This is a genomic window from Paenibacillus sp. FSL P4-0113, assembly GCF_038009305.1.
Classification (GTDB): Bacteria; Bacillota; Bacilli; order Paenibacillales; family Paenibacillaceae; genus Paenibacillus; species Paenibacillus polymyxa_D.
The window spans coordinates 1,613,501-1,639,405 of sequence record NZ_JBBPAZ010000001.1 but is presented as its reverse complement, the minus strand read 5'-3'; the positions used below and the strand labels follow the sequence as shown (position 1 = coordinate 1,639,405).

26 protein-coding genes and 1 other annotated feature are annotated in these 25,905 nt (G+C 47.5%); of the genes, 22 read left to right on the top strand and 4 right to left on the bottom strand.

Translation table 11 applies throughout. The features are described 5' to 3' along the window. The first annotated feature begins 13 nt into the window (after positions 1-13). Entirely contained in the window at positions 14-760 is a 747-nt protein-coding gene (gene map, locus MKX46_RS06780) for a type I methionyl aminopeptidase (protein WP_029515388.1), read from the top strand. Positions 761-1,022: 262 nt separating this feature from the next. Here map and MKX46_RS06775 read toward each other — a convergent pair whose 3' ends face one another. After that, entirely contained in the window at positions 1,023-1,736 is a 714-nt protein-coding gene (locus MKX46_RS06775; RefSeq protein WP_340956189.1) for an expansin EXLX1 family cellulose-binding protein, read from the bottom strand. Between the two features lie 479 nt (positions 1,737-2,215). Between MKX46_RS06775 and MKX46_RS06770 the strand changes: the two genes are divergently transcribed. After that, positions 2,216-2,932 (top strand): metal-dependent hydrolase, encoded by a 717-nt coding sequence (locus tag MKX46_RS06770; protein WP_341071019.1) that lies wholly within the window; start codon positions 2,216-2,218, stop codon positions 2,930-2,932. Between the two features lie 98 nt (positions 2,933-3,030). On the opposite strand, the gene MKX46_RS06765 is transcribed toward MKX46_RS06770, so the two are convergent. Continuing rightward, on the bottom strand, positions 3,031-4,110 hold the full coding sequence (locus MKX46_RS06765) for a M42 family metallopeptidase (RefSeq protein ID WP_069010446.1): 1,080 nt from the start codon (positions 4,108-4,110) through the stop codon (positions 3,031-3,033). 185 nt (positions 4,111-4,295) lie between these two features. Here MKX46_RS06765 and spoVAC point away from each other — a divergent pair, with 185 nt between their 5' ends. From spoVAC to MKX46_RS06690, 15 genes are all read left to right on the top strand, one after another. Beyond that, positions 4,296-4,802: a stage V sporulation protein AC gene (gene spoVAC, locus MKX46_RS06760; protein WP_029515384.1), complete on the top strand. Its 507-nt coding sequence runs from the start codon at positions 4,296-4,298 to the stop codon at positions 4,800-4,802. Continuing rightward, positions 4,799-5,821: a stage V sporulation protein AD gene (gene spoVAD, locus MKX46_RS06755; RefSeq protein ID WP_029515383.1), complete on the top strand. Its 1,023-nt coding sequence runs from the start codon at positions 4,799-4,801 to the stop codon at positions 5,819-5,821. Before spoVAC ends, spoVAD begins: the two co-directional genes overlap by 4 nt. Then, entirely contained in the window at positions 5,818-6,174 is a 357-nt protein-coding gene (gene spoVAE / locus MKX46_RS06750; protein ID WP_013311204.1) for a stage V sporulation protein AE, read from the top strand. Before spoVAD ends, spoVAE begins: the two co-directional genes overlap by 4 nt. Before the next feature lie 215 nt (positions 6,175-6,389). Beyond that, a complete protein-coding gene (locus MKX46_RS06745) occupies positions 6,390-7,349 on the top strand; it encodes an AAA family ATPase (RefSeq protein WP_165148948.1) in 960 nt (319 codons plus the stop codon). Between the two features lie 3 nt (positions 7,350-7,352). Further along, positions 7,353-8,600: a DUF58 domain-containing protein gene (locus MKX46_RS06740; protein ID WP_209949478.1), complete on the top strand. Its 1,248-nt coding sequence runs from the start codon at positions 7,353-7,355 to the stop codon at positions 8,598-8,600. After that, positions 8,597-10,807 (top strand): transglutaminase TgpA family protein, encoded by a 2,211-nt coding sequence (locus MKX46_RS06735; RefSeq protein ID WP_029515380.1) that lies wholly within the window; start codon positions 8,597-8,599, stop codon positions 10,805-10,807. The genes MKX46_RS06740 and MKX46_RS06735 overlap by 4 nt, the downstream gene beginning before the upstream one ends. Positions 10,808-10,915: 108 nt before the next feature. After that, complete coding sequence (locus tag MKX46_RS06730) at positions 10,916-11,446, top strand: YqeG family HAD IIIA-type phosphatase (protein ID WP_341071017.1); 531 nt, start codon at positions 10,916-10,918, stop codon at positions 11,444-11,446. Next, positions 11,439-12,566 (top strand): ribosome biogenesis GTPase YqeH, encoded by a 1,128-nt coding sequence (gene yqeH / locus MKX46_RS06725; RefSeq protein ID WP_069010449.1) that lies wholly within the window; start codon positions 11,439-11,441, stop codon positions 12,564-12,566. Before MKX46_RS06730 ends, yqeH begins: the two co-directional genes overlap by 8 nt. Positions 12,567-12,676: 110 nt before the next feature. Beyond that, positions 12,677-13,546: a shikimate dehydrogenase gene (gene aroE / locus MKX46_RS06720; protein WP_029515378.1), complete on the top strand. Its 870-nt coding sequence runs from the start codon at positions 12,677-12,679 to the stop codon at positions 13,544-13,546. Positions 13,547-13,614: 68 nt separating this feature from the next. Then, a complete protein-coding gene (gene yhbY, locus MKX46_RS06715; RefSeq protein WP_013311197.1) occupies positions 13,615-13,911 on the top strand; it encodes a ribosome assembly RNA-binding protein YhbY in 297 nt (98 codons plus the stop codon). 17 nt (positions 13,912-13,928) lie between these two features. Next, complete coding sequence (gene nadD / locus MKX46_RS06710) at positions 13,929-14,519, top strand: nicotinate-nucleotide adenylyltransferase (RefSeq protein ID WP_029515377.1); 591 nt, start codon at positions 13,929-13,931, stop codon at positions 14,517-14,519. Further along, entirely contained in the window at positions 14,503-15,099 is a 597-nt protein-coding gene (gene yqeK, locus MKX46_RS06705; protein ID WP_029515376.1) for a bis(5'-nucleosyl)-tetraphosphatase (symmetrical) YqeK, read from the top strand. Before nadD ends, yqeK begins: the two co-directional genes overlap by 17 nt. After that, positions 15,096-15,443 carry a ribosome silencing factor gene (rsfS, locus tag MKX46_RS06700; RefSeq protein ID WP_013311194.1) on the top strand — a complete coding sequence of 116 codons (348 nt, stop codon included), beginning with the start codon at positions 15,096-15,098 and terminating at the stop codon, positions 15,441-15,443. The genes yqeK and rsfS overlap by 4 nt, the downstream gene beginning before the upstream one ends. Next, positions 15,440-16,348: a CvfB family protein gene (locus tag MKX46_RS06695; protein WP_029515375.1), complete on the top strand. Its 909-nt coding sequence runs from the start codon at positions 15,440-15,442 to the stop codon at positions 16,346-16,348. Before rsfS ends, MKX46_RS06695 begins: the two co-directional genes overlap by 4 nt. A gap of 3 nt (positions 16,349-16,351) precedes the next feature. After that, positions 16,352-17,125 carry a class I SAM-dependent DNA methyltransferase gene (locus MKX46_RS06690; RefSeq protein WP_029515374.1) on the top strand — a complete coding sequence of 258 codons (774 nt, stop codon included), beginning with the start codon at positions 16,352-16,354 and terminating at the stop codon, positions 17,123-17,125. A 72-nt stretch (positions 17,126-17,197) separates the two neighbouring features. On the opposite strand, the gene MKX46_RS06685 is transcribed toward MKX46_RS06690, so the two are convergent. After that, positions 17,198-17,587, bottom strand: a complete 390-nt coding sequence (locus MKX46_RS06685; RefSeq protein WP_029515373.1) for a tautomerase family protein — start codon at positions 17,585-17,587, stop codon at positions 17,198-17,200. Positions 17,588-17,771: 184 nt separating this feature from the next. Next, positions 17,772-18,029 (top strand) — a binding site (T-box leader). Positions 18,030-18,090: 61 nt separating this feature from the next. On the opposite strand from MKX46_RS06685, the gene leuS reads away from it, so the two are divergent. Further along, on the top strand, positions 18,091-20,529 hold the full coding sequence (gene leuS, locus MKX46_RS06680) for a leucine--tRNA ligase (RefSeq protein ID WP_029515372.1): 2,439 nt from the start codon (positions 18,091-18,093) through the stop codon (positions 20,527-20,529). Here the strand turns inward: leuS and comER are convergent. After that, the gene (gene comER / locus MKX46_RS06675; protein ID WP_029515371.1) at positions 20,510-21,355 is read right to left on the bottom strand and encodes a late competence protein ComER; all 846 of its coding nucleotides are present in this window, start codon (positions 21,353-21,355) and stop codon (positions 20,510-20,512) included. The two genes, leuS and comER, sit on opposite strands and share 20 nt — an antisense overlap. Before the next feature lie 294 nt (positions 21,356-21,649). On the opposite strand from comER, the gene MKX46_RS06670 reads away from it, so the two are divergent. From MKX46_RS06670 to MKX46_RS06655, 4 genes are all read left to right on the top strand, one after another. Further along, complete coding sequence (locus MKX46_RS06670) at positions 21,650-22,297, top strand: ComEA family DNA-binding protein (RefSeq protein ID WP_341071016.1); 648 nt, start codon at positions 21,650-21,652, stop codon at positions 22,295-22,297. 89 nt (positions 22,298-22,386) lie between these two features. Beyond that, positions 22,387-22,905, top strand: coding sequence for a deoxycytidylate deaminase (locus tag MKX46_RS06665; protein WP_069010453.1), 519 nt, complete (start codon positions 22,387-22,389; stop codon positions 22,903-22,905). A 178-nt stretch (positions 22,906-23,083) separates the two neighbouring features. Next, positions 23,084-23,236 (top strand): hypothetical protein, encoded by a 153-nt coding sequence (locus MKX46_RS06660; RefSeq protein ID WP_238794850.1) that lies wholly within the window; start codon positions 23,084-23,086, stop codon positions 23,234-23,236. Beyond that, the gene (locus MKX46_RS06655) at positions 23,166-25,739 is read left to right on the top strand and encodes a ComEC/Rec2 family competence protein (RefSeq protein ID WP_341071901.1); all 2,574 of its coding nucleotides are present in this window, start codon (positions 23,166-23,168) and stop codon (positions 25,737-25,739) included. Before MKX46_RS06660 ends, MKX46_RS06655 begins: the two co-directional genes overlap by 71 nt. Positions 25,740-25,905 lie beyond the last annotated feature (166 nt).

Below are 25,905 nucleotides of genomic sequence, written 5' to 3'. Positions count from 1 at the left end.
CGAACAAACAAAGATGATTATTTTAAAATCACCTAGGGAAATCGAAGAGATGAAGCCGGCGAGCCAAATCGTTGCGGACTGCTACCGCGAGGTGGCCAAACTGATCGAGCCTGGGATCACCACCCGGGAAATCAATGACTTTGTTGCCAGACACATCACCAAGCTGGGCGGCAAGCAGTTTACGAAAGGGTACAACGGTTTCCCCGCCGAAACCTGCATTTCGGTCAATGATGTGGTGGCTCACGGCATTCCTTCGAACCAGATGCTTATGGACGGCGACTTGCTGAAGCTCGACATCGTCGTGGAATACGGCGGATGGTTCGGCGATTCGTGCTGGTGCTATGCGGTGGGCAATATCCGGCCGGAGGCGCAAAAATTAATGAAGGTGACAAAGGAATGCTTGGATCTGGGGATCGCCCGGGCCCTCCCTGGGGGCCGGCTCGGCGACATAACGTCGGCGATTCAACAGCATGCGGAAGCGAACGGGTTTTCGCTCGTACGCGATCTGCTGGCCCACGGGATCGGACGGAGCCTGCATGAGGAGCCGAGCTACGAGCATATCGGCGTAGCCGGCAAAGGCATTCGGTTAAAGGAAGGCATGGTGTTTACGATTGAACCGATGGTCAACGAAGGTACGTTTCGTATCACGATCGACGACGATCAGTGGACGGCGAGGACGGCCGACGGCAAGTTGTCAGCGCAATATGAGCATACGATCGCAGTCACGCCGGACGGACCGCTGATTTTAACGGCCCAGTAAGAATAAAGGCGAACGGACGGGAATGCGTCATTTCAGGAAATAAGTCGCCAACCCGGCCTGTTTGGCCTGACGAAAGTTCGTAATCCGAAACCACGAAAAAGCGCTGGGCCTACCTGGATCAGCGCTTTTTTTGCCTGGTTTGAAACTTTTACCGATTTACGGAAAACCGTTTCCCCGGGGAAAATGGCCTAGAAGTAAAACACTCCCATTAGCCTAGGGGATCGATCCTGAAATAACGTAAGCAAAGAGAGGCAGTACTTCATCAGTCTGGAAATTGAACGTTACCTTTAACGATATAGGCTTGGCCTGTGCCATTTTCCGCTAGAGCTGGGATGGTATCGTTGAGCACGGCACCACGAATGTCCGTAATCCTTATTTTCAGAGGCTGTTTTCCTAAGTTGGTACCCAAAAAGTGGTTGTAATCCTGTTTTTCGAGATTGAGCCATTGTCCGTTTTGTTGGACTTCCATCTTCAAGACCGGATATTTATGATTGCGTACTTGAATGGCTGCCCACCATTGGCTGCTGCCTTCTTTAATACGGTAGGAGACATTGCCGCTAACAGGAGCTTTGACAACTTTCCAAGAAATATTAATTTTTCCGTCTAATTGATTGCCAATCAGGTTGAACGCGTTTGGGGACAGATCGAGTGCGCCACTTGGACCTTCGGGGTAAAGATCAGTTACATATACGGTTGTTTTCCCTTTGGGACCTTGAACTTCCAAATAGGCTCCAGCTAATGCAGCTTTGATTCCATTATAATTCAGTTGTGTGCGGTTAAGCGCTGTGATTTTGGCATCCGAAGGGATGGGATCAAGTAGTAATGCCCCTCCAGAGTAACCTGATCCCGTATATGTGGCGTAGCCTGTGTATGTATCATTCCAAGCAGCTGAAGCGGGAAGGGCGAATAATACAATACTTAACAACGATGTCAGACCGATGGTTTTGAACTTTCGGAACGTCGATTTTTTTTGCATAATCATTTCCTCCTTATTCATTTAATAGATTCATATAGTAAATATAAACACTATATTACCTAATATTTCAAATTGTACAATAGGACTTTGAGGCAAAAAGAAAATATTGAAGATGTTTGTCAACTTACTCATAGGCCATATGTCTTGTTTTTTTTGGAAATGGTTGAACGGTGCTCTTTTTCGCAGAAAGTTTGCAGGGCAGCCGATAATTTCAGGAAGATGTATCCTTATAACACAGGACAGGGCTGACTGGAGAGTAAGGACAGAGGAGGGGGTTAATAATAAGGCAGAATGTCTTCTATGCACCGCCAGTAAAATACTTTAGAGCGATTAAACTAGGACTTTTGAATGAAGTCTTTTAAATAGAATAAGCGAACTATTGTTCTCCTTTTGTTTGTCGTATACAATCGAATCATGCTGATTCAAATGGAGTGATGTTGAACTCTGTTGTATGCTGCAACGAAAGGATGTTTTGCACCATGATGGGAAGAGCCCATTTGATTATTGGAACCGGGGTCTCCCTGTCGGTATTAGCTCTAAGTGGATACGAAGTGACCCCGGCTGCCGTGGCAGCTGCTGTGGTCGGTTCACTGTTGCCGGATATTGACGAGCCTAACTCCATGCTCGTGAGCCGTGCGCTGCCAACCAAAATGCTTAGATTCGTACAGCTTCTAATGATTGGGGCTGCTGGTTGGGTATTTTTCACCCGTTTGGCTCCGCCGCCATGGAATCTTGTTCTGGCTTTGCTGATGATTAGTGCTTCTTTTATGCCTTCACGATCCATGCGCAAGGTTATTATCTTTCTAATTGGTATCGGCCTCGCCTGGTATGGAGAATCATATGCACCGTGGAATTATATCGCTGGGTGTCTGCTGATCATTTGTACGCTAGTCCCACACCGGGGGTTAACTCATACGGTATACGGGACAATCGCATGGACTGCGCTGCTTTATGGTACAACACGTTTGCACGGTGACAGCATATGGCTGGCTGGAGGTATGGCGTACTTGCTGCATTTACTGGCAGATTCCTTGACGAATAATGGAATTAAACCTTTGCCGCCGTTCAAATGGAAGCTGCGATTTAAATTGATGAGTACCGGAACCCGGAAGGGAGCTAAGGTAGAAAACGTCTGCATTGCTCTAACTGCTGTACTTGTAGTGATTGCTTTGCTTCGTTATAAGCATTTGATTTGAAATGTTCTATCTTTTGTTTCTATTAAATTAAAAAAACAGTCAATGCACGTTGTACGTGTCTTGACTGTTTTTTATAGATAGCGATTCTCTATTACACCTTAAGCTCGTTCAATAATGGTATTCAGCGTTGTACGATCCAGGTTTTGAACCAGCTTGATGATCAGCTCTTTGGCTGCATCATAATCATCAGTGTGAATAATAGACGAGGAAGTATGGATGTATCGTCCACAGATGCCTATGACGGTGGATGGCACGCCAATTCCGCTCAAGTGCACTTGGCCTGCATCGGTTCCCCCTGTGGAGATGAAATATTGATACTTGATTTTGTGAGTTTCCGCCATGTCTTGCACGTATTCCACAATCCCGCGGTGTGTAATCATACCCGGATCAAATACCCGCAGCAGTGCGCCTTTACCGAGGTGTCCGTAAGCATTCGGGTCACCGCCCATATCATTGGCTGCACTGCAATCCAGTGCAAAGAAAATATCGGGCTGAATCAGATTGGCCGCTGTGCGTGCACCGCGCAGTCCTACTTCCTCCTGAACAGTGGCCCCCGCATACAATGTATTGGGAAGCTTGTCTTTTTCTTTATGTAACGCTTCAAGCAGTTCAATAGCCAAGCCTACACCGTAGCGGTTATCCCACGCTTTAGCCATGATTTTTTTAGGATTTGCCAGTGGTGTGAAATCACAGATTGGCGCTATGGCTGTTCCTGGTACGATCCCCAGATCCTGAGCTTCCTGTCTGCTGTCTACGCCAATATCCAGATACATATGCTTGATGTCCATAGGTTTACTGCGTTGCGATTCATCCAGCAAATGAGGCGAGATAGAGCCAACTACACCGATAACTGGGCCTTTTGGAGTCAATACTTGAAGACGTTGTGACATGATGGCTTGACTCCACCAGCCTCCAACCGGCTGAAAACGAATCATTCCATTTTCCGTAATACCATTCACGATAAAACCGACTTCATCCAGATGGCCTGCCACCATTACACGTGGTCCACTCTCTTGACCGCGTAGCACCCCAAAAAGACTGCCCAATCGATCTTGCACGATTTCATCGGTATAGCCGGATATCCGTTCCTTAACCCATGCCCGTAACTCTCGCTCATGCCCAGGAATGGAAGGAAACTCCGTTAAGGTTTTAAACAATTCCAATGTTTTTGATTCCATGATGTATACCTCACTCCTTATTAATTAACCAGTGGTCGTCATGTATTTAGTATGAATGGATTTGTACGGAATGTCCACGATATCATTTTCCTGACATAACATTTCTCCAAAAAGCTCATAATGAAAAAGACCCAAGCAATTCGAACCGCCAAGCGCGAAAACTTACAGATAAGGGGTGGTGAATGATGCCAGCTAAATCCGGGCAGCGCGGTTTTCGTACCAATACGTCGCCGCTGTCCATAAATGAGAAGGACTATCAGAATATTTCACAAAAGCATGAGCCCTCGAGAAAAGTATTTGCCAATTGTGTGCGCGCTTTTCTGGTTGGAGGCGGGATCTGTGTGATTGGACAGGCGATTCAGGAGGCTTTTATGGCAGGGATGCACATATCAGCCAAGGAGGCTGCCCCGCCGACCTCATCTATGATGATCTTGCTGGCGGTCATATTAACCTGTATCGGGGTTTACGATAAGGTTGCCCAATGGGCGGGAGCGGGAACCGCTGTGCCAATTACAGGCTTTGCTAACTCCATGTGTTCGGCTGCATTGGAATATCGTTCTGAGGGACTGGTGCTCGGAGTGGGCGCGAATATGTTCAAACTGGCAGGCTCGGTTGTCGTATTCGGGGTGGTGGCTGCATTTATCATAGGCGTTATATATGCCATCCTTGGTGTAGGAGGCAATCACTTATGAGAAGACAGGGAGGACAAACCTGGAAGTTTGAATCGAGACCGCGCATCATTGGAAGTGCCACTGTTGTGGGCCCGGATGAAGGAGAGGGGCCGTTGTCCACAGATTTTGATTATATTTATGACAATATAGAAATCAACGAGAAAACGTGGGAAAAAGCGGAACGTAGATTGATTGAGCACTCTACAGAGCTGGCGCTAATTAATGCCAATTTGAACAAAGAAGAAGTGCAGTTTTTTATTAGTGGTGATCTAATGAATCAGATTGTCAGTAGCTCCTTCTCAGCTAGCAAGCTGGCCATTCCCTATTTGGGTGTTTTTGGAGCATGCTCAACATCAATGGAAAGCTTAGCCTTAGCCGCACTTATTGTGGACTCAGAGGCCGGTGACTACGTGATGGCGGGTACGACTAGCCATAATTGTACTGTGGAAAAACAATTCCGCTATCCTAATGAATACGGATCGCAGAAGCCTCCTACGGCTCAGTATACTGTTACCGGTTCCGGCGCCGCAATAGTGGGCCATGCCAAGTCAGGGACGGTGGTGGATTGTGCTACCATTGGACGTGTAATGGACATGGGCATTAAAGACCCCTTTAATATGGGTGGAGCCATGGCTCCCGCGGCTGCGGATACGCTGTTGTCTCATTTTCGAGATACTGGCCGTGACCCTAGTTACTATGACCTCATTGTAACGGGCGATTTAGCTTCTGTGGGGCTACCGATTGCCAAGGAGTTGCTCAAAAAAGATGGGTTTGATATGAATCAGACGGAATTTAATGATTGCGGTTTACTGATTTACGACATTAATAAGCAAAAGAAAGTCATTTCAGGAGGCAGTGGTTGTGGCTGCTCGGCTGTTGTAACCTACGGGCATTTGTTGAAGCGGATCGAAAAAGGAGAGCTACAAAAGGTACTGGTGGTGGCGACTGGAGCGTTATTATCTCCTTTGACTACACAGCAGGGTGAGAGCATTCCTTGTGTTGCACATGCTGTAGCTTTTGAGGCGGGAGGAACAGTATGATATTTCTATGGGCTTTTTTAGTGGGTGGTGCCATTTGTGTCGTGGGCCAATTGATGATGGATGTGTTCAAAATGACGCCGGCACATACGATGAGTACGTTGGTAGTTGCAGGTGCAATTGCTGATGCTGTTGGGATATACGATCCGCTTATTAAATTTGCAGGGGCGGGTGCGACCATTCCAATTACCAGTTTTGGTAACTCACTTGTACACGGCGCATTAACCGAATTGGAGAAGGACGGATGGTTGGGTGTCATTACAGGGATTTTTAGTCTGACAAGTGCAGGGATTTCCTCTGCGATTATTTTCTCTTTTCTGGCATGCTTGTTTGTTCGTCCAAAAGGAAGCATATAAAAGCAGCGTACTTTAGATTTGACATCGTAAGATAAATAATTGTATACATGTGCCCTTCGGATCTAATGACCGAAGGTTTTTTGATTGTTCTGCACATGAGAGATCGAAAGAAGGATGGAGTTTGAATAATATGGGCAGGGGGTTAAGTGTACTCTGTGCCTACCTTCATGTACAATAATAGGAAACAGGTTGCTATCTAGGAGGTTTACAGAGCTATGCCCGTACGTCAAGAATCTGTGCAGATTGTATCTGCAATCCGTTCTAATCTGGAATCATGTATATTAGGTAAATCCTTTGAAATAAAATTACTGCTTACGGCTATGCTGGCGGGTGGACACATTCTGATCGAGGATGTTCCGGGTACGGGAAAAACGCAAATGATCAAGGCTCTTGCCAAATCCATGCGCGGTGATTACCGCCGTGTTCAATGTAATCCTGATATTCTCCCGAGTGATATTACAGGGGTATCCATATTTCATCCACGGGACGAGCGTTTTTATTTCCGTCCGGGTCCTGTGATGACTAATATTTTGCTGGCGGATGAAATTAACCGAGCGACGACGAAAACCCAGTCAGCTCTGCTGGAGGTTATGGAGGAACGCAGTGTGACGGTGGATGGGGACACTCATATGTTGCCTCATCCTTTTATGTTGTGTGCGACACAAAACCCGATTGATTTTGAAGGCACTTATATGCTGCCGGAAGCACAGTTAGATCGTTTTATGCTCAAAATCAGCTTGGGTTATCCTGATATGGAGACGGAGCGAAACATGCTGCTCCATCATCAGGCAGGCCAGCCAGCAGATCGTCTGGAGGCTGTAGCTCATATGGAGCAGATTGCTGACATCCAGCAGGAAATTAGAGGGATTTATATGGACAAAGCAGTGACGTCCTATTTACTTGATATCGTACGTGCGACAAGAGAACATCCATCTGTGCTGCTGGGAGCTAGCCCCCGGGCGGCGCTTGCTTTTGTAATGGCTGCGAAGGCATACGCTTTTCTGGACAACCGTGACTATGTGCTGCCTGATGATGTGAAGGCGCTGGCACCTTATGTGCTAACGCATCGTTTGTTGCTGCGTCCCGAGGCGCGCCTGGATAGTTCCAATGCCCAGTCCGTGCTGGAGGCTGTCCTTCGGCACGTACATGTACCCGTACGAATGGAGCGTCCTTAGGGAATGAATATGGTCAAAAGGAAGCGCAGGCTTCCCCGGCTGTCAGGCCGCATCTGGCTTCTGATGGTCATATGGGTGGTGTGCCTGCTATATTTGTTGTTTCAGGGCGGCAAGACGTCGGTCATGCTGTTGTCTATGGTTACGCTGTTAATCGTTTATTTATGGATCGTTGGTCTGAGCGGAGTTCGCCGTGTGCAAGGCTCCCGGCAGCTTTCGCAAGGCTCGGAGTTTGGAGAACTGCTGCATGCAGGAGATCAAGTGCATGTAAAGCTGAGCCTCAGCATTCCTGGATTTCTTCCGTTACCCTATGTCATTGTCCGTGAGGTCCTTAAGCGACATACAGGTGAGTCCTGGTCGTTTGAGGATAGTGTCATTCCCAGTCTAAAAGGGGGCGGTCAGCTTACATTTCAGACTCCCGCTTTAGAGCGAGGAAGCTATCACTTTGAGGAAACGGAATGTGTGAGTGAGGACATCTTCGGTCTGTTGGAGCACAAAGGCAGCTTGAACGCACGCGGTGAATTTCGGGTTCTGCCCCGAACGGTATTCATTCCGTATTGGCAGATGAATGACCGTCGCTCAAGGATGTCTGGACCGCAGACCGTTCAAACTCGTACGCGGCGTGAAACGACACAAATTAACGGTGTACGGGATTATGTATATGGAGATCGGTTTTCGCGCATCCACTGGAATGCGACGGCGCGTACAGGTAGCTGGAAATCCAAGGAATTTGAGCATGAGACCGTTCCTAAAACGATGCTTGTGCTGGACGTACACATGAAGCATTATGTGAACGCCGAACAGTTTGAGCTAGCTGTATCCTCTACCGCTTCATTGCTGGAATATGGTGGACGGGAGCGAATGGGGGTTGGATTGTGCACAGCTGGAGAGAAAGGCACCGTCTTTCAACCAAGTGAGCAGACAATGGAACGACAACGAATGATGCATCACTTGGTAGACATACACACCACTTCACAAGGTAGCTTGAAATCCGCTGTAGAAAGCAGTGTGCGCCAGTTTCCGCAAGGTTGTTATTTTATACTGATTAGTCCGCTGAAGGATTATCAGGCGATGGAGCTTCTTCGCTGGGCCGATACCCGGGGGATGACTCCGTGCCACGTTTATATCGGAGAAGGTTCTGCTGAGGGAGAAGTTGAAGAATGGATGAGCATGCTTCGTGCAAGGGGAATTAAGGGCTACGATGTTGAGAGCCTTGAAGAGCTCCCGGCTGTAATGGGGGGAGGGACACTATGAAGAGCTGGTTACAATCGTTAAAGGGTTCCTGGGTCCCCGCTTTTACATTTTTATGGATTATTATTATTGCCATGCAATGGGTTTCTTTTGCTTCCGAATTATGGTTGGAAGAGACAAGAGCACTCGTACTAATGACCATTACAATGCTGGCTCTGGTGAAGATTGTACTACCAGTTCGTCCCTGGATTGAATTTATTGTTAAGGCGGCGGCGCTGTTTTTTATTTTGTATCGGACATTGGTGTCTTATTCAATCATTATCCCCTTCGGAGGGGTAGCCAATCGCCTGGACCAGTTTATTTCCAATATGTCACCTTATATTTGGTTTTCCCTCATTGCTTGGCTAGTTATTGAAATGGTGCCGCTCATCGTTACAACGAAGCAGCGGATTCTTGTTTTTGTGGGTATTAACATTGCCGCGCTGGCAGTACTTGATTCCTTCACGCCAACTGTGCTGTGGGAGGAGGTTGCTTGGATCGTCTTTGCTGGTATGGGTTGGCTGGTGACACAGCATCTGCAGTATTTTCGGCAGCATTATCCTCAAGGATGGAAGCATATTCGGCGCTATCCATATAAAATAGCAGCCAATATTGCGGTCATTTTTGCGCTCATTATTATGGCTGGTGTCAATATGCCCGAGGTACAGCCCGCTTTGACGGATCCCTATACAGCGTGGACCCAGAGAAATAGCTCAACTACCGCCGGGATCAACAATGGATCTGGGGCACTGGATCAGCGGATGAACACTGCATCGGGTTATAGTCGCCAGGATAATCGGTTGGGGGGAGGTTTTAATTTTGACTATTCTCCTGTCATGACCATCACGACCACTCAACGAAGCTATTGGCGGGGGGAAACGAAACGAACCTATTCCGGTACAGGCTGGAGTGACAAGGGCAACGATGATCAAACGTTAAATGATGTTCCAATGACCGCAGAGCTTGAAAACACACAAGAAACGCGGCATTCGACTGAGCAGGTCGTTCAGACCATTACGATGCAAAACGACCAAAGCTATCCTGTTCTATTTGGCGCTTATTCGGTGCAGCGTGTTCAATCGGTGGACAGAGATTCACGGGCAGACGGGTTACGTTGGAAGCCGGAACAGGCGGAACTGCTTTGGAATCCATCCTCCCGAAGAACTGCTTATCCTAAAACGTATACTCTGGTATCGCATGTCCCTGTGATCCCTGAGAAAGAGCTACGCACAAAAACTTTTAATGAGTTGTACGGAAAAAACAAACAGGAAGCCTATCTACAAATTCCAGATGAGTTGCCACAGCGGGTTCGTGATTTGGCTCAGAACGTAACGTCAACGGCGAAAACGCCATATGAAAAAGTCGGATTACTACAGCAGTATTTGCAGCAAAATTATGCATATACGAACAATCCGGATCTCTCACGGAAAAGAAGCAGAGATTTTGTGGATGCCTTTCTGTTTGAGATTCGGGAGGGCTATTGCGATTATTATTCCACCTCATTAGTCATGATGGCTCGCTCCGTTGGGGTTCCGGCCCGTTGGGTTAAAGGGTATGCACCTGGTCAGCAGACGTTTTCAGATGATGCAACAACGGGTGAAGGTGACGAAAATATGTCCTCTTACTCCGTGACAAATGCGGATGCTCATTCCTGGGCGGAAGTATATTTAGGTGAATACGGTTGGGTTCCTGTAGAAGCAACGCCTGGCTTTGATATGCCGCTGCTTACGGAACAGGAGGATTCAAAGACTCCAGAAGCCCCAGAGGTTAAAGATCAGTCTGAACCGGAACAGCCTGAGCAGACCCCGCAGACTAATCCGGAGGAAGCTTCAAAGATTCATCCTGTAATTATAGGTTCTGCTGCTGCAATTCTGCTGTTGTGGGCTGCTTATGTCGTCTGGCGTAATCGGGCAGACCTTCACTTTTACCTGCTGCGTTTACGCAGAGGTAAGCCGTTGACTCCGGATGAAAAGGTGGTCGTCGAAACTGAGCACTGGTTAAGGTACATGCGAAGAAGGGGATTTGTCCGCGCCAGTCACGAAACACTGAGGGAATCAGTTGATAGATGGTCGCTAGAAGTACCGGAACAGGCTTCAATTTTACATCAGCTGCTTGGACGATTTGAACAGGCGCGTTATAGTCCCTCATCCGTAACCGCAGAAGATTGGCATATGGTTCGCAAGCAAGCCTCTCTGTTACACAAAGAAGGCTGGATAAAACGTCTATTTTAATCTTTAGCTATATATTTAGTGAAAAAGCTGTCCGTTTGTTGCGGATAGCTTTTTACTAAGCCATAGTAATATGGTATAGTTTGTCGTATGAAACTGAGGTGACCGACGTTGTTTGAAATGCTAATGCCCAAAATACGGGTGAATACCGTCTTTGATATTGATCTTGAAGGCTTATATGCTCAAGGATATCGCGGCATTATTACGGATCTGGATAACACGCTGGTCGGCGCAAAAGCGCCGAATGCAACTCCCGAGCTGGTGGCCTGGTTTGAGAAGGTCAAACAGGCGGGTTTTAAGCTTGTCATCGTGTCTAACAACAATATGGACCGTGTATCCGTGTTTGCTACGCCTTTGGACATTGAATTTATACATGCCGCACGGAAGCCCTCCAACTCGTCTTTTCGTAGAGCCATCCGTATGATGGGGCTGACTCCGGAAGAAACTATTATGGTCGGAGACCAAATGTTGACGGACGTATTGGGAGGTAACCGACTGGGGTTGCATACGGTGTTGGTGCTACCGATATCCATTCATGATGAAGGAGTCATGACTCGATTTAATCGGCGGTTGGAGCGAATCGCGCTCACAAGGTTACGTAAGAAAGGCTTATGGCTTGAGGAGGAAAAGAAGAATGACTGAAAGACCTGACGGCGGCACTGCCGTCAAATGTAGTGGTTGCGGTATAACCGTGCAGACCACTAGCCCGGAGCTTCCGGGATTTATTCCTGAAAAATTGCTTACTCGCGAACCTGTCATCTGTCAGCGTTGTTTCCGAATCAAAAACTATAATGAGACGTCTTCAGTGACGGTGGATCAAGATGAGTTTTTGAAGCTGCTCAGCCAGATTGGCGACAAGGATGCACTCGTTATCCACATTGTAGATATTTTTGATTTTGAAGGCAGCTTGATTTCCGGTCTGCAACGCTTTGTAGGCTCTAATCCGGTTATACTGGCTGTAAACAAGACCGATTTGCTGCCTAAGGTAACGAATTGGAACAAGATACGTAACTGGGTACAAAAGCAAGCGAAGGAGCAAGGGCTTCGCACGGAAGAAATCGTACTGTGCTCAGCTAAAAAAAATCAGGGCTTTGACCGTCTTTTGGATGTGGTATCTGAGCTCCGTGGTAACCGCGATGTATATGTGGTTGGAGCGACAAATGTGGGTAAATCCACGCTCATTAACCGTTTGATTCGTGATTATAGCGACATGGAGCAGGAGCTCACAACGTCCCGTTACCCGGGAACTACACTCGATATGGTGAATATTCCGCTCGACGACGGCAAGCACATTATTGATACTCCGGGTATTGTATACCCTTGGCGATTCAGTGAGATCGTCTCCCGTCAGGACTTGAGCGCTATTATGCCGGACAAGCCGCTGAAGCCTGCTGCGTATCAGCTTGATGCCGGACAAACATTGTTTTTCGGCGGTATGGCCCGATTTGATTTTGTCGACGGTCAGCACCAATCATTTACCTGCTACATTAACGGTGGTCTTAAGATACATCGCACGAAGCTGGAGCGAGCTGATCAGTTGTTCGCTGATCATGCCGGGGAATTGTTATCTCCGCCAACACGCGATCAATTGGCAGAGATGCCGGAATGGACAAGACATGAGTTCCGCGTGCCACGCAAGTCTCCATCGGACATCTATATTTCCGGCTTGGGATGGATCAGGGTAAATAGCGAGAACGGAGCTCTGGTTGCGATTCATGCTCCTCGGGGAGTCCGTGTGCTTTTGCGGCCTGCGTTGATATAACGTTGCTGTAACCATGTTATAGGGCGGCAAGGAACAGGTACTGTACTGGTTCCTGCCGCCATTCATGTATTTGTGCGGCCTAATATTTTGCAATATGGGGGAGAGCGACGATGAACAGCGGGGAGTCTGAAGCGACTGAACAAGGTCTTGTACTATTGGGCGTATTGGGTGATCCAATCAAGCACTCCAAATCGCCTCTTATGCATAAAATAGCTTTGCAGGCAGCGGCGATTGAAGGAGATTTTGTACCTCTTCATGTAAAACCGGATCAGCTGGAAGATGCCATGAAGGGGATTCGCGCTTTGCATTTCCGCGGAGTCAATGTGACGATTCCCCATAAAGTCGAGGTTATGAAATATCTGGATGAGATTGATGAAGGTGCCAGACTCATTGGCGCTGTCAATACGATAGTAAATGATAATGGACGGCTTAAGGGGTATAACACGGACGGAATTGGCTACGTACGTTCCCTCAAAGAAGAGACTTCTGTTGAGTTGAAGGGAGCAAGAATTGCTGTGCTTGGAGCCGGAGGGGCTGCTCGTGGCGTGATTCATGCTCTGTTGGAGGAGCAGCCGGAATCGGTCATTATTTTGAACCGAACACGTGACAAAGCTGAGCAACTGGCATTAGAGTGGACGACGGAAGCGATCCCAGTGAGGGGTTATTCCAACGAGGATGCCAAGAGCGTGCTCGCCACAGTGAATGTTTTGATTAACACAACCTCGGTGGGAATGTCTCCTTTATCGGATGAACTTCCACTGGAAACGAGCTTGATTCCGGAGGGAATCATTGTGAGTGATTTGATCTACAACCCGTTGGAAACGAGACTTTTACAGGAAAGCCGTGAACAGCGCGGCTGCACTGTACATGGGGGCTTGGGCATGTTTGTGTACCAGGGGGCTGTGGCTTTTGAGTATTTTACAGGGGTTGTCCCTGCTGTAGAGCAAATGAGAGCGGCTGTGCTGAGTAGCCTGTCGTAAGTAAGAGGGTACATTAAAATTATGGAAATGCTGCATTGCATATGTGGCGACGAAGGGGTTAAATATACATGTTAACAGGTAAACAAAAAAGATATCTGCGCTCAATGGCGCATCATTTGGACCCGGTTTTTCAAGTAGGCAAAAACGGTACGAATGAGCATCTTATGCGTCACATCAACGATGCGATTGAAAAGCGTGAGCTGATGAAAGTACAAATTTTGAACAACTGTTTGGACGACAAGCATGAAATTGCGGAAGAACTGGCCGCGGAAACAGGTTCTGAGCTTGTACAGATCATCGGGAGCACTATTATTTTGTACAAAGAATCCCGTGATCATAAGGAAATTGAGTTGCCTAGAGGATAACATGCGGGGAGAAAATTATGAAAATCGGTATTATGGGTGGTACATTTGACCCGATTCATATTGGACATCTGCTGGCTGGAGAAGCGGCAAGAGATGCCTATGGACTAGATCAAGTATGGTTTATGCCTTCTCATATTCCTCCGCACAAGCATCAGGCGGGGGCGAGCGGTAAAGAGCGTCTGGAGATGACGAGTGAAGCGGTGGCGGGTCATCCTGCTTTTGAAGTGCTGGATATTGAAGTGCTTCGCGGGGGAGTATCCTATACCATTGACACGATCAAGGAGCTTCAGGAGTTGCATTCTGCTGTGGATTTTTATTTTATTATTGGTGCGGATATGGTGAACTACTTGCCTCATTGGCAGGGAATTGAGGAACTGGCGCAGCGAATTTGTTTTATTGGTGTTCGGCGACCAGGATTCCAGCTTGCAATGGATGAGTTGCCACATTATTTGCAGGACAAGGTACTGTTGGCAGATATGCCAGTGGTGGACATTTCGTCCACGGATATTCGAGAGCGTGCTGCGGAAGGGCGCACTATCCGTTATCTTGTGCCTGATCGAGTGCATGACTATATTACAAGGGGCGGTTTGTATGAAGTACAGCCGTGAGCAATTAATGGAAGCCGTATCTGGTCAAATGCCTGAAAAACGCTGGAAGCACACACTAGGTGTTATGCATACCTCAGTGGAGCTTGCGAAGCGTTATGGAGTAGATCCGGATAAGGCCGAACTGGCGGCTATTTTGCATGATGTAGCGAAATATTGGCCTGTTCAGCAGATGGAAGAGGTGATTCGCAGTCATCCCGAATGTGATCAGGAGCTTTTGGAACATGACAAGCAGCTCTGGCATTCAGAGGTAGGATACTGCGTTGCAGCAAGAGATTACGGAGTGGATGATTCTGAAATAAGGAATGCGATCCGCTGGCATACGTCAGGACGCGTAGGTATGAGCCTGCTGGACAAAGTCGTGTGTCTCGCTGATTACATCGAACCGGGACGGGATTTTCCCGGGGTTGAGCATATCCGTAAACAGGCAAAGAAAAGTTTGGAGCAGGGCCTTGTCGCTGGATTTGACTCCACAATTTCATTGTTGCTGGAGAAGAAAAAGGTTATTTTTCCACTGACAGTCTTGTCGCGCAATGACTTGATTCAACAACTAAAACAGAGAAAAACGGAGGTTCATGAATGACCCTAACTAATGAGCAATTAATGCAAACAGCGGTTGATGCCGCAAATGATAAAAAAGCAATGAATATTGTCGCACTGGATTTGCGGGGAATATCACTAGTAGCTGATTATTTTGTCATCTGCCACGGTAATTCGGATACACAGGTACAGGCGATTGCAACAGAAATTCGCAAACGCGCTCATGATGAAGGTGTAACTATCAAAGGAATCGAAGGGATGGATTCCGCCCGTTGGGTTCTAATGGATTTGGGGGATGTCGTAGTGCATGTCTTCCATCGCGACGAGCGCGAATATTACAACATTGAACGACTCTGGTCGGATGCTAAGGTTGTGGAAAAGGTATGAGTTTGATCGCCGGTACTTATGTCACCATTATGGTGGATCGTGAGGTATCTCCTTTCGGCTACTTTCTCACTGTTGGTGAGCAGGATGTGCTGCTGCACTATACGGAGCTGACACGTGAAATTGAAGTTGGTGAACGGTTGGAGGTATTTATTTTTCACGATACAGAGGACCGTTTGGCCGCAACCATGAAAAAGCCGTTCTTGTCGTTGGGCGAAATGGCTAAGCTTGAGGTGGCCGATGTGCATCCGCGTTTGGGTTGTTTCCTGGAGATGGGATTGGGTCGTCAGCTTTTGCTGCCGATTCGTGAGTTGCCAGAAAACCGAGATTTGCATCCTCGGGTGGGCGACTACGTGTATGCCATTATGGAGCATGACAAGCAAGGCAGATTGCGGGCTAAGCTGGCAGGGGAACAGGAACTGGCTCCGTTGTGCTTCCACGCCCCTGATTCGTGGCTGAATACGTGGGTGCAGGCGACTGTGTACAAGCCGCTTCAAATGGGCACATTCGTTCTGGTGGACGGAGGTGTGCTTGGTTTTGGCGCGATTGGGATGATTCACTCCTCAGAACGCAACCGGATGCTTCGCTTGGGCGAAGAGGTTAAGGTACGGGTCACGCTTGTTCGCGAAGACGGTCGGGTCAATCTGGCAATGTCGCCACGCAAGGAAGTGGGCCGTGATGAGGATGCGGATCGATTGATTGCTTTTCTGAAAGAGCGTCCGGGCGGCGGTATGCCTTACTCCGACGCAACACCGCCGGATATTATCAAGCAACGGTTTGGTATTAGTAAATCCGCCTTCAAGCGTGCGATGGGCAAGCTGATGAAGGAAGGAATGGTTACACAAAAGGAAAACTGGACCTACCTGGTGGAGAAAATGCCGAAACCGAAGGACGGGAATGGGGAATAAAAAATGGCTTCTTACCGGAAGTTTGCCTATGTGTATGATGAGCTGATGCAGGACATGCCGTACCCGGACTGGTTGCGCTTTGCACGGCAGGCTTGGGATCAGTACGGGATGCCGCATACGGTGGCCGAGCTGGGCTGCGGAACGGGTTCAATTACGATTCCCCTGGTTAACTCAGGGTTCGAAGTGGCTGGAATCGACTTATCCTCTGACATGCTGGCAGTAGCCCGTCGCAAAATGGAAACCACTCCACAGGGACAGCGATTGTTTCGTGAGGGAAGCGTTCGCTGGATACAGCAGGATATGAGAGAATGGATTTTACCCGAGCCTGTGGATTCTGTAATTTCTTTTTGCGATTGTCTGAATTACTTGTTGGAGGAAGAAGATATCATTTCTACTTTTCGCAGAACGCATGTTGGTCTGAAGCCTGGCGGAACCTTTTTGTTCGATGTGCATCATCCCCAGACGTTTTTACGTTATGATGAAGAGCAGCCTTTCGTACTGGACGAACGCTCTATCTCATATATCTGGACATGTGCGTTGGACACTCCCCGTTGTGAAATTGAGCATCATCTTAGTATCTTTGCGAAAGCAGAACATGAAGGACGCGATCTATACCAGCGTTTCGAGGAAATACATGTACAACGTGCCTATGACCCAGACTGGATGAAGGCAGAATTGTCCAAAGCGGGTTTTCGCGATGTGAAGGTATATGCGGATTTTGAATGGGTAGAAGCAGAAGATGACGCGGCGAGACTGTTTTATGTTGCTGTAAAATAGCAAAGATTCATTGAACGAATATGGGAAAAAAAAGACGCTTTTCATGATGACATGAAGGGCGTCTTTTTGCACTTATATATTCACTTTATAGTTCAACTGAAGCTCATCACCCGGTACACCCCGAATGCCCCAGTTCTGTTTGGGTGTTTCAAATATAGTAATCTCAAGATCCTGTGGAGAAATACCCAAAAGATCGTTAATTCTTTGGAATAACAGGCTAATGAGTTGCTTCTTAGCTTCTATCGTTCTGCCTTCAAAGATACTGATTTCAATAATGGTGTACGCCTCAGAGCGACCATCGGCATATATAAAATCTTCCTGATCCATAGGAAAAAAACGATGAAACCTCTTGTCAGGAGGATATTTGAACGCATCCACCACAGCAGAATGAATCACCTCTGAAAGTTGCTTTTTGATTGGATTTAGAGTCTCTTTTATTCCGTAAATTTTAATTTGTGCCATGTCTCAGCTCACCTTTCTTATCTCAACTCATCTCAGCTTGAAGCGATTTAACTCGGAATTATTATAAAACATTCGTATGCATGTGTCATGAAAATTTAGTATGGAGAGGGCTCTTAACACCAAAGGTAGTCCTTATTTGACTTTTTTCGCGGTTTTCAATATAATAGTGCCATTATTAACGGTTAAACAATCGCTGATGAGGAATAGTAGCTTTGTCTGGACATGTAGAGAGCCGGCGGGTGGTGCAAGCCGGTTGACAGCACAAAGTGAACTCGCCTCGGAGATATGCGTCCAACGCAGGAACGCCCTATACTGGTGCTTGTATCCTGTTATTAACCCGCATCGGATCACCTCCGTTATCAGGTGCAAAGGGAGTAGAACGCGAAGAACGCTTTCTGCTAACTAGGGTGGTACCACGGGAATATAACCTCTCGTCCCTAGCGCTGACACGCTACGGGATGCAGAGGTTTTTTTGTTGCATACCGTTTGAGGAGGAAAAGACAATGACAGACACACAGCCGAAGCACGGCTATCAACCGCAAAGTATTGAACCAAAATGGCAGAAATATTGGGATGAGAACAAGACGTTCCGCACCGGGGAAGAACCGGGCAAACCGAAGTTTTATGCTTTGGATATGTTTCCGTACCCATCTGGAGCCGGCCTGCATGTAGGCCACCCGGAGGGCTACACAGCTACGGATATTGTTTCACGTTATAAAAGAATGCGCGGCTACAACGTACTGCATCCGATGGGTTGGGACGCCTTCGGTCTGCCTGCGGAGCAGCATGCGCTGGATACAGGGGAGCACCCACGCGAAATTACGGTGAAAAACGTAAATAACTTCCGCCGTCAAATCAAATCGCTCGGCTTCTCCTACGACTGGGATCGTGAAATCAGCACGACGGATCCTGATTATTACAAATGGACACAATGGATCTTCATCCAGCTGTACAAGCGCGGCCTTGCATATGTAGCTGAAGTACCTGTGAACTGGTGCCCAGCGCTGGGAACGGTGCTGGCGAATGAAGAAGTTATTGACGGTAAGAGTGAGCGTGGCGGTCATCCGGTCGTCCGTAAACCAATGCGTCAATGGATGCTGAAAATTACGGAATACGCGGATCGTCTGCTGGATGATCTGGAGGAACTGGATTGGTCTGAGAGTATTAAGGATATGCAACGGAACTGGATCGGTAAGTCTACCGGGGCAGAGGTTCGTTTTCCGATTGAAGGCTATGACGAGCAACTCACAGTATTTACAACTCGCCCAGATACACTGTTCGGCGCAAGCTACTGTGTGCTGGCACCAGAGCAGGAATTGGTGGATATTATCACTACGCCTGAGCAAAAGGATGCTGTACAACAGTACCGTGAACAAGCTGCTCGTAAAAGCGATCTGGAGCGTACGGATCTGGCCAAGGATAAAACAGGCGTATTCACAGGAGCTTATGCAGTGAACCCAGTGAACGGCGAAAAGCTGCCGATCTGGATTGCTGACTATGTACTGGCAGGCTACGGAACTGGAGCGATTATGGCTGTACCTGCTCACGATACGCGTGACTGGGAATTTGCCAAGCAATTCGGATTGAATATCATTGAGGTTGTCCAAGGTGGAGATGTGGCTAATGAGCCATATACTGAGGATGGACCGCACGTGAATTCAGGCCCGCTGAATGGACTTACCAACGAGGAAGCGATTCCGAAGATGATTGAATGGCTGGAAGCCGAGGGCAAAGGACACGGCAAAGTCACCTACCGCCTGCGTGACTGGCTGTTCAGCCGTCAACGCTATTGGGGCGAGCCGATTCCGGTAATTCATCTGGAGGATGGAACGATCAAAACGGTTCCTGAGGACCAACTTCCGCTCGTACTGCCGGAGATGGACAATATTAAGCCTTCAGGTACAGGTGAATCCCCGCTGGCGAACGCAACAGATTGGGTGGAAACCATTGATCCTGAGACAGGTATGAAAGCACGTCGCGAGACGAATACAATGCCACAATGGGCAGGAAGTTGCTGGTATTACCTGCGCTTTATTGATCCGAAAAATAACAAAGAGCTTGTATCCAAAGAGAAACAACGTGAATGGATGCCTGTTGATTTGTATATTGGCGGAGCTGAACATGCGGTTCTTCACTTGCTGTATGCCCGTTTCTGGCATAAGGTATTGTATGATATCGGCGTAGTGGAAACGAAAGAGCCTTTTTATAAGCTGGTCAACCAGGGTATGATTTTGGGCAACAACAATGAAAAAATGAGTAAATCACGCGGTAATGTCATTAATCCTGATGATATTGTCAATACGTTTGGCGCCGATACGCTGCGTATTTATGAGATGTTTATGGGGCCGCTGGAAGCGACCAAGCCATGGAATGAGAATGGGGTAGAGGGAGCGCATCGTTTTCTGTCCCGCGTATGGCGCCTGTTTGTTTCCGAGGATGGTAGCCTGAACGATAAAATTACAAATGACGGCGGTAGCGATGAGTTCAATCGTACTTGGCATAAAACGCTGAAAAAAGTAACCGAAGATCTGGATGCACTGCGCTTCAATACAGCGATCAGCCAGCTGATGATCTTCACCAACGATGCATATAAAGCAGACCTTCTGCCGCGTGCAGCAATGGAAAACTTCGTGCAAATGCTGTCGCCGCTTGCACCCCATCTGGCCGAGGAATTGTGGCAGCTGCTGGGGCACAATGATAGCATTACCTACGCGGCTTGGCCTGCTTATGATGAAGCATGGACGGTGGACGCCGAAGTGGAAATTGTTGTGCAAGTGAATGGTAAAATTGTGCAGCGTGCAACGATTGCCAAGGATCTTGATGCTAAAGCGATGGAAGCATTCGCTGTGTCGTTGGACAATGTTCAGCAGGCACTGGCCGGCAAAACGATCCGCAAGGTAATTGCTGTTCCAGGTAAGCTGGTTAATATTGTTGCCGGTTAATTGGCTTTAAGCCGAAGGAGACATCTATCTTTTGCATGTCCTCTTCATATTTGTTGTGCGTTACCTGTATCAGCTCGGGAAAGACACTATGCAGGCTGATGTCCAACAGTGCGAGAGCTTCGGCGGTAATACCTCCGGGAACCGCTACTCTGGCCTGTAACTCGGCTGGTGTCATCCCGCCTTCCGTGAGCAGCTTTCCAGTGCCGATGATCATTTCACCGGCCAGTGCGCATAGCTCCGTACGGTCCATACCTGTAGCTTGAACTGCGGCTTGAATCCACTGGTCCATAAAAAAGGCCAAGAAAGCAGGACCACAACTCGAAAAATCCGACGTGATCCGAGTATAAGATTCTTTAACCCGAATCGGCCTGCTGATGTGGGACATAAGCTCTTCCAGAAGGAAGCGGTCCTCCTCTGTAATCCGGCTTCCATGGATGCATAGTGAGGCTCCGCTGCCTACTTGGTGGGTGATACTGGGGATAATTTTGGACACTTTAGCTTTCAGTGCATGCTCTAAAATACGAATCTGCACCGGGCTTGTGATAGATACGACGATTTGCTCTTCTGTAATGACGTTGCGTATTTCATCCGTTACGGCTTTTGATTCCAGCGGCTTCACACAGATAAACAGAACATCGCTTTCCGCTGCCGTTTCACGGTTGCTTTGGACTGCATGCAAACCTGGATAACGACGGGCTAGCTCGGTTACCTTGGAATGCGTTCGATTACTTGCTGATATTTGCTGCGGCTTGAGTGCGTTAGAATGAATAAAAGACTGAATTAGCAGACTTCCCATGCTGCCAGTCCCGATAAATCCAACTTTCATTGTTCAACGTCCTCCTTTCATACTTTGCGGTATAGACGCTGTGCTGTCAGCTGTCATTCTTCTTAGTGTATGCGCCTGGTCTTGGCCGACATGACGAATTTTATGTCTGAGCATGTTAGATCGTGCCCGGGGTCGTACCACTTTATTGTAAAAATGCTCACAGCGAGACCGTATGGAGGTTGTTTACACCCTCCGGCTAAACGGGAATTGGACAGACTTGCTCTGTTTGATAGAGGCGGTGTTTTCAGTCGGCTCAATTTCTCGAATCCATGTGGAGTAGGGGACGATACGGAAATGAAACGCGTATGGACAGGAACAGCGATAACGCTTGCTGTAATCGGCAGTGGACTTATTTTATTTGCCGGAGGACAGCGTTCTGAGCCGCAAGAAGAGTGGACTTTACTTAACCATAAGGTGGAGCAGGCTGTGGCGATGGATTCAGAGCCAAATGAGTCGCAGCGCAGCAGTGACTATGCCCAGGAAAAGCCTGCTGTAAAAGAACCTTCAGACAAAGCTGAGCGCAGTAGGAATGCCGAAGCCGCTTACAAAGTGAAAAGTGATACTGTGCAGATATCTACTGGTGTATCTGCTGCTGTGAGCGGAAACTCTATTGCGGGAAATTCGAGTGCCGTAAAGCAGTCAGGTGTTGCGGATCCGACCTCAGACACAGGTATTGTCAGTTCGAGTGGTGCAACGACGAGTAGGACCAATACGGTAAGTGATTCGGTTACTACACCCGTTTCCGGCGGAAAAAAGGTAAACATCAACACGGCGACTGCTGCCGAGTTAATGGAGCTACCAGGGGTTGGGTCTAAGAAAGCCGAGGCTATTTTGAACTACCGCAATCAGCACGGGGCGTTCAAACGTGTGAATGATTTGGATCATGTAAAAGGAATCGGAGCTAAAATGTTGGCGAAAATGAAGCCGTATGTCAGCTTGTAACTTATGTAATAATTACAATGTTTATACCCTGAGAACGGCGGTAGCGGATATGGTTTACGTTTTAACTTGTTTATACGGGAGAGATGGAAATGAGTGCAGATGTACGCAAGGACTGGGACACCTACTTCATGGATATCGCTTATATGGTATCCACCCGTTCGCGCTGCGCGCGGCGTCATGTTGGAGCCGTACTTGTACAAGGTAAAAAGCTCTTGGGGACGGCCTATAATGGAGCACCATCGGGGGTGCCTGACTGTTCAGAGGCAGGTTGTATGATTTCAGAGGAGTATGAGGTCGTTCACCGTGATGGGCACGAGGAAATGGTTAAAAAGCAGCGTTGTATTCGCACTATTCATGCAGAGCAGAACCTGCTGCTGTTTACTGACCGAATTGATCGTGAAGGCTCTTCAGTATATGTCACCGACCAGCCATGCTGGACGTGTGCCAATATGTTGGCGAACAGCGGTATTGTGGAGATTGTATACCACCGACCTTATCCCAAAGATGCCGACAAGGTTCGTGCTATGATGGAGGAAAAGGGCATCGCTTTTCGCATGCTGAAGACCTATCATCCACCAAAAGAAACGCTGATGGATGTTATGAATTAAAAAGTAAACGAGGAAGAACCTCTGACGAATGCTATTTTGTCAGAGGTTCTTTTTGTTTTGTGTTTTTAAACAGAAAGCAATGTTTGCTACCGGAAGGTGATCGTATTCAAGCTAAGCTTGTGTTAACTAGACCTATATTGACCCTTACTGTTTGTTGGATTACAGGAAGTGCAGGAGCATGTCTGTATTCTGGACGTATGCTTTTGTTACTCTGGGCGGGGATTACTCTGATCTTTCCGCTTATAGCTTTATTGATGAAAATCCCCATCCGGCATATGGTGTTACTTTGGCTTGTATTCAGCGGAGGTGGATTTCATTGGTTTTGGCATGATATGCATAATGTTAGCAGTATTCCCGATGCTCTTCATGTATCGTCATCTATGGTGGAAGACATGCCTGTTCAAGCAGCAGGGTTTATCGCTTCTGAAGTGCAGGTAGATGGTGATCGAACACAGTTTGAGATGAGAGTTACTTCAATCAATCACTTCGGAAATCATTCGAACAAGGACGAGAATCGTGCACCAATTTCTGAACAGGTCATTGTTCATATCAAGTTGGCTGCCAAGCAGGAACAGCAACTTGCGGCAGCATGGCAACGTGGAGATGCGATCCTACTGCGTGGCACCTTAAAGGCTCCTGCAAAAGCGGGGAACTTTGGTGGCTTTGATTACAGTGAATACCTGCACACACAGGAAATCCACTGGTTTTTCAAAGGCGATGGGGCAGCCTCGTTACAGAAGCAGGATGCTTCACTATGGAACCGCTACACTTTGTTCAGGTGGAATGACCAGCTTAGGGAGCAGCTAGGACAGAGAATGGAACTGGCATTTACATCGCTTCATCACGCAGGATATATGAAAGGACTGGTACTTGGGGTAACAGATGAGTTGGACCCAGCAACCTATAACGAGTTTACGCAGCTTGGTTTAACGCATATTTTAGCAATATCGGGCATGCATGTGGCGGTATATGCAGCTACACTATTATATCTACTCAGGCTGTTACGAGTTAGCCGCGAGACATCTCTTACGGTCGTGATGATACTCATTCCGGCTTATGTCCTGCTGACTGGTGCTTCTGCCTCTGTTGTGAGGGCAGGAATTATGGCGATGATCGGCTTGTTTGCAGCCCGACGAGGGTTGCTCAAAGACGGACTTAATATTCTAAGTATATCCGCGCTGCTCATGCTGATTTGGAATCCATATTATCTACTTAGCGTCAGCTTTCAGCTTTCCTTTTTGGTGACAGGTGGGTTGCTCATTTATATGCCGCTTATGAAGCCGTTTTTCGCCAAATGGCCTTTCCTGATCGGCGGTGAAGTTGCGATTACAATTACGGCACAGCTTGTTTCGTTTCCAATGACGGTATTCTACTTTAATCAATTTTCGCTGCTATCATTTGCGGCCAATTTTGTGCTTGTACCCCTTATTACATATATCGTCCTTCCATTGGGTACGGTGGCGATGGGAGTTGCCTTTTTGTGGGGGGATGGGGCTCGCATTTTTGCTTGGCCGGCAGAGCAATTGAACGATTTGACTTTTTTACTAGTAAAATGGCTGAATGTGGATGATGCTTATGTGAGTAATTGGCCGTCTTCCTCCATTCTGTGGGTCATAGCGTATTACGTAGCTTTGTACAGTGTTTTGTACTGGCTCACAACGTGGCTGACATCCCGCAGAAAAACGAACGACATTACCGTCTTGGACTCTACTCCCAATTCATCAACTATCTATACAGGATTAGCAGCTTCTTCAGAGTGGGCGGCTATAGTGCATACGGCTCTTGAACCTGAGGGAGCAGGGAGATTTGCGCGTCGACAGTGGAATGGTTATCGTAATTTGGCACTGGCTCTAAGTGTTATTGCTTGGCTTGGAATATTGTATACAGGTTACCAATCTCCTGGTGAGGGGAATACGGGAATTGTTCAATATCTGGATGTGGGCCAAGGTGACAGCATTTTAATCACAACGCCGGGCGGGAAACATATCTTGGTTGATGGCGGGGGGACAATGGACTTTGCAACAGGGAAAAATGCTTGGCGCAAGCGTGCAGATCCCTACGAGGTAGGTAAAGATACGCTTGTACCCTTACTAAAGCAACGAGGTGTGCATCGACTAGATGCTGTCATTTTAACACACGGAGATCATGATCATGCCGGAGGATTACAAGCTGTGCTTGACCAGATTCCCGTATCTACCTTGTTTTTTAATGGTACCCTGACAGATAAAGCTCCATTCCGTAAGCTGTTGAACACGGCTTTAGATAAGCAGATCAAGCTGTACGGGGCACATCATAGCATGGAATGGGAACCAGACCAGGCTACGAAAATCCGCTTTCTCTATCCGTTTACGCTACCGGATAACGAATCTGAACAGCTGCCTGTTATGAAGGAACAAAATCATTACTCTGTTGCCATGATATTGGAGATGGAGGGAGCCTCCTTTTTGTTCACAGGAGATATGGATGATGCAGCAGAGTCATTGTTGCTTGCTGAATTAACCCCTTCTTCATTCCGTTTGAAAGATGAGGGAGCAACGGGAGGGGCAAGGAATGCTATAGATGTCATGAAAATAGCACATCACGGCAGCAAGTATTCTACCTCGGAAGAGTGGTTATCCTACTGGCGACCGAGAGTATCTGTCATTTCGGTCGGTGCGACCAATACTTACGGACATCCGAATGAAGCGGTATTGGAACGTTTGTCAGCAGTTGATTCTGCTATATATCGAACCGATACGATGGGAGAGATACAGATTCGAGCACAGCCAGGAAAACTGAGTGTGCGGTACCAACGCAAACAGTACAAAACAGATACGAATACAACAACACACTAAAACGGGTGCTCACTCTTAGGAGTGTGTTGTTTGCTTTGAATCCAATCTACATGGACAGTAGCTGTAAGCTTTGATAGAATCAAATGAGCTATGAAAATGAGAATCATTATTAATAGGGAAAATATTGTGAGTTATTTTAAATTTAGAGCTTCAGCTTGTTTGTTCA

What these genes read in the sequence shown, in the direction of transcription:
- yhbY (WP_013311197.1), top strand. Translation starts at nt 13,615, where the DNA reads ATGTTAACAGGTAAACAAAAAAGATATCTGCGCTCAATGGCGCATCAT.
- MKX46_RS06695 (WP_029515375.1), top strand. Translation starts at nt 15,440, where the DNA reads ATGAGTTTGATCGCCGGTACTTATGTCACCATTATGGTGGATCGTGAG.
- MKX46_RS06690 (WP_029515374.1), top strand. Translation starts at nt 16,352, where the DNA reads ATGGCTTCTTACCGGAAGTTTGCCTATGTGTATGATGAGCTGATGCAG.
- MKX46_RS06735 (WP_029515380.1), top strand. Translation starts at nt 8,597, where the DNA reads ATGAAGAGCTGGTTACAATCGTTAAAGGGTTCCTGGGTCCCCGCTTTT.
- map (WP_029515388.1), top strand. Translation starts at nt 14, where the DNA reads ATGATTATTTTAAAATCACCTAGGGAAATCGAAGAGATGAAGCCGGCG.
- spoVAD (WP_029515383.1), top strand. Translation starts at nt 4,799, where the DNA reads ATGAGAAGACAGGGAGGACAAACCTGGAAGTTTGAATCGAGACCGCGC.
- MKX46_RS06660 (WP_238794850.1), top strand. Translation starts at nt 23,084, where the DNA reads ATGTCTGTATTCTGGACGTATGCTTTTGTTACTCTGGGCGGGGATTAC.
- nadD (WP_029515377.1), top strand. Translation starts at nt 13,929, where the DNA reads ATGAAAATCGGTATTATGGGTGGTACATTTGACCCGATTCATATTGGA.
- spoVAC (WP_029515384.1), top strand. Translation starts at nt 4,296, where the DNA reads ATGCCAGCTAAATCCGGGCAGCGCGGTTTTCGTACCAATACGTCGCCG.
- MKX46_RS06670 (WP_341071016.1), top strand. Translation starts at nt 21,650, where the DNA reads ATGAAACGCGTATGGACAGGAACAGCGATAACGCTTGCTGTAATCGGC.
- MKX46_RS06740 (WP_209949478.1), top strand. Translation starts at nt 7,353, where the DNA reads ATGAATATGGTCAAAAGGAAGCGCAGGCTTCCCCGGCTGTCAGGCCGC.
- MKX46_RS06765 (WP_069010446.1), bottom strand. Translation starts at nt 4,110, where the DNA reads ATGGAATCAAAAACATTGGAATTGTTTAAAACCTTAACGGAGTTTCCT.
- comER (WP_029515371.1), bottom strand. Translation starts at nt 21,355, where the DNA reads ATGAAAGTTGGATTTATCGGGACTGGCAGCATGGGAAGTCTGCTAATT.
- MKX46_RS06665 (WP_069010453.1), top strand. Translation starts at nt 22,387, where the DNA reads ATGAGTGCAGATGTACGCAAGGACTGGGACACCTACTTCATGGATATC.
- MKX46_RS06745 (WP_165148948.1), top strand. Translation starts at nt 6,390, where the DNA reads ATGCCCGTACGTCAAGAATCTGTGCAGATTGTATCTGCAATCCGTTCT.
- yqeH (WP_069010449.1), top strand. Translation starts at nt 11,439, where the DNA reads ATGACTGAAAGACCTGACGGCGGCACTGCCGTCAAATGTAGTGGTTGC.
- yqeK (WP_029515376.1), top strand. Translation starts at nt 14,503, where the DNA reads ATGAAGTACAGCCGTGAGCAATTAATGGAAGCCGTATCTGGTCAAATG.
- MKX46_RS06770 (WP_341071019.1), top strand. Translation starts at nt 2,216, where the DNA reads ATGATGGGAAGAGCCCATTTGATTATTGGAACCGGGGTCTCCCTGTCG.
- aroE (WP_029515378.1), top strand. Translation starts at nt 12,677, where the DNA reads ATGAACAGCGGGGAGTCTGAAGCGACTGAACAAGGTCTTGTACTATTG.
- leuS (WP_029515372.1), top strand. Translation starts at nt 18,091, where the DNA reads ATGACAGACACACAGCCGAAGCACGGCTATCAACCGCAAAGTATTGAA.
- rsfS (WP_013311194.1), top strand. Translation starts at nt 15,096, where the DNA reads ATGACCCTAACTAATGAGCAATTAATGCAAACAGCGGTTGATGCCGCA.
- spoVAE (WP_013311204.1), top strand. Translation starts at nt 5,818, where the DNA reads ATGATATTTCTATGGGCTTTTTTAGTGGGTGGTGCCATTTGTGTCGTG.
- MKX46_RS06685 (WP_029515373.1), bottom strand. Translation starts at nt 17,587, where the DNA reads ATGGCACAAATTAAAATTTACGGAATAAAAGAGACTCTAAATCCAATC.
- MKX46_RS06775 (WP_340956189.1), bottom strand. Translation starts at nt 1,736, where the DNA reads ATGCAAAAAAAATCGACGTTCCGAAAGTTCAAAACCATCGGTCTGACA.